The organism is Micromonospora sp. NPDC003776, from assembly GCF_053605645.1.
On sequence record NZ_JBSGJR010000523.1, the window covers coordinates 1 to 4987 of the forward strand.

Sequence of the window (4987 nt, forward strand, 5' to 3'; positions counted from 1 at the left end):
GGCGGCCGGGCCGCCGGGCTCCTGCATAACCGGGTCCTGGGGAGGCTCCGGACCATCAGTTGTAGTGGAAAACAACGCCGCAGGGCATGGGCCGCGGGTATCGGGCGGCGGGCCGCAGGTACGTGGCCGGCGGGCCGCAGGCGTGACGAAACCCTCAGCCGTTCAGCCGAGCGGCTCCGCGAAGCCCCTCGCGGACCGCAGGGCGAAGCGGGTTGAATGGGGCGATGCAGAACCTGTTGCCTGAGCCACCGGCCACCCTCCTGCCCGTGCACGAGGAGGCCGACGCCGCGCTGGCCGACGCCGCCCAGCAGGACACCGACGAGGCGTTCGCCGACGTGGCGGCCCGCTTCCCGAGCCACAGCGCGGCCTGGGGGGCCCTCGCCGCTCGCGCGCTCGGCGCGGGCCAGGTCATCCCGGCGTACGCGTACGCGCGTACCGGCTACCACCGGGGCCTGGACCAGCTGCGGCGCAGCGGCTGGAAGGGCCACGGGCCGGTGCCCTGGTCGCACAAGCCCAACCGGGGCTTCCTCCGCTGCCTCTACGTGCTGTCCCGGGCGGCGGGCGAGATCGGCGAGGCGGACGAGGCGGCGCGCTGCGCCCAGTTCCTCCGCGACTGCGACCCGGCCGCCGCGGACGCCCTCTCCAGCCGCTGACCGGTGCGCGACGGTCGGCCCCGCCGGGGGTCGGCCGTCGCGTTCACAGCCCCTCCGCCACCGCTGCCGCGATCTTCAGCCACGCGTCCCGGGTGGCCGAGGAGAGCTGGCCGTACCGGATCGGCTCGCCGGTGTCGATGAGCCGCTCGTACGGCGCCAGCAGCACCGCCCGGGTCCGGGCGGCGAAGTGCTCCTGGATCGCGGGCAGGTCGATCTCCTTGCGCGACGGTGGCATGGACACCACCGTGACCGCCTGCCGGACCAGCCGGTGGCGGCCGCTCTGCTCCAGGTGGTCGAGCATCCGGGCGGCGGTCTCGGCCGAGTCGTTCCGGGCCGACATGGTCACCACGAGCTGGTCGGTGGCGTCCATCGCCGCCTGCCAGTTCTGCGCTCGGACGTTGTTCCCGGTGTCCACGAAGATCAGCTTGTAGAACCGGCTGACCACCTCCCGGATCTCGGCGAAGGCGGCGGCGGTGAGCATCTCCCCGCCGGTGGCCGACTCGTCCGAGGCGAGCACGTCGAACATCCCCTCGCCCTGCGAGCGGACGTACTGCGAGAGGTCACCGACCCGGCCGTGCGGCCCCTGGAACTGGGCCAGGTCGCGCAGCATGTCGCGGACCGTACGGGAATGGAAGTCCTGCTGGGCGCGCATGCCCAGGGTGCCCTGGGTCTCGTTGTTGTCCCAGGCCAGCACGTACCCGCCACGCTTCTGGCCGAAGGTCATCGCGAGCAGCAGGATGGCGACCGTCTTGCCGGCGCCGCCCTTCGGGTTGACCACGGTCACCTGGCGCAGCCCGCCGAAGTTGCGGCGCACCATCTCGATGTCCCGCCTGAGTTCCTGCTCGTGCCGCCCCGGCTGGAGCCGGACCAGCCCCATCCGGTTCACCACCCCGCGTACGCCCATGGTCGCCACCGGATCGGCGGGCCTGGCCTGGCGGCGGCGGGCGAAGTCCTCGGCGGTGGGCGTCGCCCCGGTCTCCGGCGCCCAGCCGGGCTCCGGGTGGCCGGCCGGCGGCGGCCCGGGAGCGACCGGCTGTGGCGCGCCGGGCAGCGGTGGACCCGGTTGCGGGGGGACCGGCGGGTACCAACCCGAGGGTGTGCCGGCCGCCTCCGGGGGCGGGTACGCCGACTCACCCGGGTAGCCCGGCTGCCCGTTCGGGTAGGGCTGGCGCGGCACCCCGGGTGCGGGCGGGAACGGCCCGAGCCGCGGTGGTGCGACCTCCGGCGGCCCGGCCGGCGGGCCCGCCGTGCCGTCCGGCGGAGTGGGCGCGCCGGCGGAGGGTCCGGCGAGGGCCGGCGCGTCGATCTCGGGCGTCCCGTTGTTCGGCCGCTGCGGCGGCTGCGACCAGGGCGAGGCGGTCCGCCCCGGGCCTGGGCCGTCGTCGGCCTGCCCGACGTCGTCCGACGCCTCGCCGGCCGTCGAGCCGTCCGCTCCGGTGGTCGGCACCGCCCCACCATGGTCCGGTGCCGGACCCCGCCCCACCGCGTCAGCCCGGCTCGCCGGGCCCTCCTGCGGCACGGCATCCCGGGGAGCCGGTGCCGGAACCGGAGCGGGTGCCTGGGTCGGGCGCGGACCCATAGCGGGGGTGCGGGGCATCGGCGCGCTGGCGGGCGGGTCGAGGCTGAACGGCAGGTCCAAATCGACGGGCGCCGCCCAGGGCGGGGTGGTCGCGGCCGGGTCGAGTTGCTCGGGCGGCCAGAGCGGTTCGATGTCCCGCTCCGGCACCTGCGGTTGGCCCGGTTCGTGGGCCCGGCCGGCGTTCTCGTGCACCACGGTTCCTCCCCATTCCTCCCGCCGAGGATAGGCCGTCCGGTTCGCCGGGCGCCCCGATCAGGGATCGACGGAGGTCAGGACGTCCAGACCGCCCACGCGCCCGGTTCGATCCACCAGGACCGCTTCCGGCTCAGCTCGCCCTCGACCCCGTCGTCGAGGAAGGGCACCGTCCCGTCGCGCGGCACGACCGCCGCCGCCCGGCCCCGGGCGCGGCGCACCTCGAGCCGTACCTTCGTCCTGCCCAACGCGGACCGGGTGACCACGGAGACGGCGACCGCCACCTCCACCCGGCCGTCGGCCGGGTCCGGGTCGGCCAGCAGCGTCACGTCGTCCAGCCGCGCGTACCCACCGGCGTTGCCGATCGCGCAGGCCAGGATCGGGTCGTCGCCGTGGGAGAGGACCGCGTCGTCCACCTCGACCCGGGCCCGCCAGTGCAGCGGCCGGCCCGCGTCGTCGGTCGCGCCGAGCAGCGCGCCGTCCAGGGTCACCGAACCGCCGTCGTTGCGCAGCAGGTCGAGCCGGCGGGGCGTGCCGTCCAGCACCGCCGCGGCCACCGCCGCCGGTTCGCGGGGCAGCCCGAGCTGCGCGGCCAGGTCCCGCGCCGTGCCGGTCCGGGCCGGGTCGAGCGGGAGTACGCCGACCGGGGGCAGGTCGGGAACCGTCCGGTTGCCGGGCAGGTCCGCCGGTCGGCGGCTGGGCGGCGGAGCGTACCGCCGGACCAGCCGGCGCAGCACGGCGCGCAACTGCCCGTCACTGGCCGTGGCGATCACCAGCCGGGTCTTGGAGTCGGGGTCGGGCCAGGTGAGGCCGTCCGCGCGCGGCGGCCCGTCGAGCCGGGCCAGCACCTCGTCGATCTCGGCGTCCGAGCGGGCGGTGACCGTCTCCACCCGGGCACCACGGGCGGTCAGCGCGTCCGCGCAGGCCAGCACCGGTACGCGCGGCGTCTCGCAGCGCTCCTCGGACTGCTCGCCGGTCGCCTCGGCGGCGCCACCGCAGCAGGCTCCACCGCTGCCGCAGCCCCCGCCGGCGGCGTCCCGCTCCGAGCCGAGGGTGAGCAGCACCACGTCGTACACGAAGGAGCCTCCTGCTTCTCGACGAACCCCTGCCGGTCCCGCCGTCACTACTTGTTAGCCTGACACCCCGGGCTCGCCAACCGGTCGCCACCTGGCACCCGAGCCTTCTGGAGGCGGAAAAGATGCCAGCGATCGTGCTCATCGGCGCTCAGTGGGGCGACGAGGGCAAGGGCAAGGTTACCGACCTGCTGGGTGAGCGGGTGGACTACGTGGTGCGCTACTCCGGCGGCAACAACGCCGGGCACACGGTGATCACCCCGGACGGCCAGAAGTACGCGCTGCACCTCATGCCGTCCGGCGCGCTCTCGCCGAACGCGAAGATCGTGATCGGCAACGGCGTCGTGGTCGACCCGAAGGTGCTGCTGGAGGAGATCGACGGCCTCGCCGAGCGGGGCGTGGACGTCTCCCGGCTGCGCATCTCCGGCGACGCGCACCTGATCATGCCGCACCACCGGGCGCTGGACCGGGTGGTGGAGCGCTACCTCGGCTCCTCCCGGATCGGCACCACCGGCCGCGGCATCGGCCCCGCGTACGGCGACAAGGTCGCCCGGATGGGCATCCGCATCCAGGACCTGCTGGACCCCGGCATCCTGCGCAAGAAGCTGGAGCTGGCGCTCCGCGAGAAGAACCAGCTGCTGTTCAAGGTCTACAACCGCAAGGCGATCGACCTCGACGCGACGATCGAGGAGTACCTCGGCTACGCCGAGCGGCTCAAGCCGTACATCGCGGAGACCCGCGGCATGCTCTGGGACGCGCTGGACCAGGGCAAGACGGTGCTGCTGGAGGGTGCCCAGGCCACCATGCTCGACATGGACCACGGCACGTACCCCTTCGTCACCTCGTCGAACCCGACGGCCGGTGGGGCGTGCGTGGGCGCGGGCATCCCGCCGACCGCGATCACCAAGGTCATCGCGGTGAGCAAGGCGTACACCACCCGGGTGGGCTCCGGCCCGTTCCCGACCGAGCTCTTCGACGACAACGGCCAGCACCTGGTCAAGGTCGGCCACGAGTACGGCACCACCACCGGCCGGGAGCGCCGCGCCGGTTGGTTCGACGCGGTCGTCGCCCGGTACGCGTCCCGCCTGAACGGCGTCACCGATCTGGTGATCACCAAGCTGGACGTGCTCACCGGCCTGCCCAAGGTCCCGATCTGCGTCGGCTACGAGATCAACGGCAAGCGGGTCGACGACATGCCGATGACGCAGACCGACTTCCACCACGCCACGCCGATCTACGAAGAGCTCGACGGCTGGTGGGAGGACATCACCAAGGCCCGCACCGAGGACGAGCTCCCCGAGAACGCCCGCCGCTACATCGCCCGCATCGAGGAACTCTGCGGCACCAGGGTCAGCGTCGTCGGCGTAGGCCCCGGCCGCGAAGAAAACGTCCTCCGCCACCCCCTCCTCCCCTAACCCCACCCCCCCAACCCCGGCCCCCCGGCCCCTGCCCCGACGGCCGCGTTGATCAAGGGGTTTGCGTCTGGATCC

Annotated in this window: 4 protein-coding genes; 2 read left to right on the forward strand and 2 right to left on the reverse strand. The window is 74.2% G+C overall.

Annotation, left to right across the window (positions count from 1 at the left end):
- Window positions 1–224 precede the first annotated feature (224 nt).
- A complete protein-coding gene (locus ACWEVO_RS29890; RefSeq protein WP_452310815.1) occupies window positions 225–653 on the forward strand; it encodes a DUF3151 domain-containing protein in 429 nt (142 codons plus the stop codon).
- Between the two features lie 43 nt (window positions 654–696).
- Here ACWEVO_RS29890 and ACWEVO_RS29895 read toward each other — a convergent pair whose 3' ends face one another.
- Window positions 697–2427: a chromosome partitioning protein gene (locus ACWEVO_RS29895; RefSeq protein ID WP_452310816.1), complete on the reverse strand. Its 1731-nt coding sequence runs from the start codon at window positions 2425–2427 to the stop codon at window positions 697–699.
- 74 nt (window positions 2428–2501) lie between these two features.
- Entirely contained in the window at window positions 2502–3500 is a 999-nt protein-coding gene (locus ACWEVO_RS29900; RefSeq protein ID WP_452310817.1) for a diacylglycerol kinase family protein, read from the reverse strand.
- 122 nt (window positions 3501–3622) lie between these two features.
- On the opposite strand from ACWEVO_RS29900, the gene ACWEVO_RS29905 reads away from it, so the two are divergent.
- Window positions 3623–4912, forward strand: coding sequence for an adenylosuccinate synthase (locus tag ACWEVO_RS29905; protein ID WP_452310818.1), 1290 nt, complete (start codon window positions 3623–3625; stop codon window positions 4910–4912).
- Window positions 4913–4987: the final 75 nt, after the last annotated feature.

What these genes read in the sequence shown, in the direction of transcription:
- ACWEVO_RS29890 (WP_452310815.1), top strand. Translation starts at nt 225, where the DNA reads ATGCAGAACCTGTTGCCTGAGCCACCGGCCACCCTCCTGCCCGTGCAC.
- ACWEVO_RS29905 (WP_452310818.1), top strand. Translation starts at nt 3,623, where the DNA reads ATGCCAGCGATCGTGCTCATCGGCGCTCAGTGGGGCGACGAGGGCAAG.